The following is a 1,648-nucleotide window of genomic DNA, read 5'->3' as shown; positions in this document are numbered from 1 at the left end:
TAAAGTCCCGCGCCGAAAGCGGGGCTGAAGCCCCGCACTCCATATGGAGTGCGGCGATTCATCGCCGCTTTTCGGTGAAGGCTTTAGCCTTCACCAATGTTGCCGTCGGCCTGGATGGAACCAGGGTGACCGGCCCAAGTGGAACCGAGGTAAGAGGTTTGCAATTCTCTCCAGTAGCAGAAGAAAGGCGAGTCGCCGGCCCTGGAACTTGTCGCTCGATTGGGTCATCATGGTAAAGTCGGATACATGGCACGTGTCGCGCGTCGAGATGTCGCCAAAACGAACCAGAAAATCAATTTTCCTTCAATCCTGTCGGTAAACCTTTCCATCAATCAAGTCGCGTTTTCCGCCGATGTGGCGAACAGTTTTCCGCCAGTGGATGCAGGATACTGCGGCCGAGGCCGTTCAGGAACAGTTCGCGCAACCGCAGGAAAATCCCCAGGAACGCCCCGAGGTGCAGGTCACCGCTGCCATTATCTGCGCGCTGGCCATGGAAAGCGGCGGGGTGGAAGACCGCCTGGATGACAAAGTATGGGTGAGGGCGGCTGTGGGGAAGGTCGTGCTCGGCCGGGCTGGGCAGGTTCCCGTCGCCCTGGTCACCGCCGGACCGGGGGCGGGGTCGGCTGCCGCAGCGACGGAGGCCGTCGTCGCCGCTCATCGTCCGCGGCTCGTGGTGGTGGCAGGATTCGCCGGCGCTCTGTGCGCGGAACTTCGCCGCTACCATATACTCCTTCCCAACGAGGTCGCCGACATCACGGGCCGGTCGCTCACATTACCCAGTTTCGTGCAGGGCGATCAGCTCCCTGCCGGGGTCCACGTGGGGAAGCTCCTCTCGGCCCATGAATTGGTTCGCGATCCCCAGGCCAAGCGCGAACTTGCCGACCGGTTCGACGCCCTGGCCGTGGATCTGGAAACATTCGCTGTCGCCGAAACCTGCCGTCGCCTCGCCGTCCCCATGGCGGCCGTCAAAGTGATCACCGACAGCCTTGATGAAGTCCTTCCCCCTGAAGTCGCCTATCTCATGCGACCGCGTAAATGGACCGAGAAAATGGGAGCCGTGGTCGGTGCCGTGTGGCATCGGCCGGGGAGTCTCAAAGACCTGTGGCGATTGCAGGAGGTCGCCCTTCGGGCAGGTGACGTTCTCGCCGAACACGTGCTGGCCCTGGTGCAAAGCCTCCAGCCGGACAGCCCATGAATGCCGGTTTCTCTAACCTATTCTTTCACGACCGCACCAACGGCCGATCGCACCGTTTATCCGCTATTATTCCACAAAATCTCTTTATAAATATCGACAGCGAAAGTGTTTTACTCTCTGACTTTCCGCTCACAGCGCCCGTCTACCTGTTGTGCTGTTTATAAATATGCTTCAATTCGTCGATTGTGTAGGGCGGATCGCGCCGATGAATCATGGCGTGACAATTCGCACAGACAGGCCGCAAGTGCTCTTTCGGATCGAGGCGATAAGGTTTACCGATTGCTGAAGGAGGTACAAGATGGTGGACGTGGATATACTCGCGGCCAATGTCACCGTAAACCTCCTCAAAACTCATACCGCACACCGAACATTTTAAACCATGGTATTTGATACACGCCTCTCGGGCGGCGCTACTTCGTTCATATCGATTGACCACGATCCGTTGACGGGCCC

Annotated in this window: 2 protein-coding genes; one reads left to right on the top strand and one right to left on the bottom strand. The window is 58.7% G+C overall.

What is annotated here, in order from left to right:
• The first annotated feature begins 352 nt into the window (after window positions 1-352).
• Window positions 353-1,195, top strand: coding sequence for a hypothetical protein (locus H5U08_RS18070; RefSeq protein ID WP_297036323.1), 843 nt, complete (start codon window positions 353-355; stop codon window positions 1,193-1,195).
• Between the two features lie 142 nt (window positions 1,196-1,337).
• Here the strand turns inward: H5U08_RS18070 and H5U08_RS18065 are convergent.
• Window positions 1,338-1,648, bottom strand: a 311-nt coding sequence (locus tag H5U08_RS18065) for an HNH endonuclease (protein WP_297036320.1), incomplete at its 5' end; no start/stop codon positions are given.

This window comes from Thermogutta sp., assembly GCF_014359955.1.
GTDB lineage: Bacteria > Planctomycetota > Planctomycetia > Pirellulales > Thermoguttaceae > Thermogutta.
Note: the sequence above shows the minus strand (reverse complement) of the source record. Positions and strands in the feature narration are given on the sequence as shown.

What these genes read in the sequence shown, in the direction of transcription:
- H5U08_RS18070 (WP_297036323.1), top strand. Translation starts at nt 353, where the DNA reads ATGTGGCGAACAGTTTTCCGCCAGTGGATGCAGGATACTGCGGCCGAG.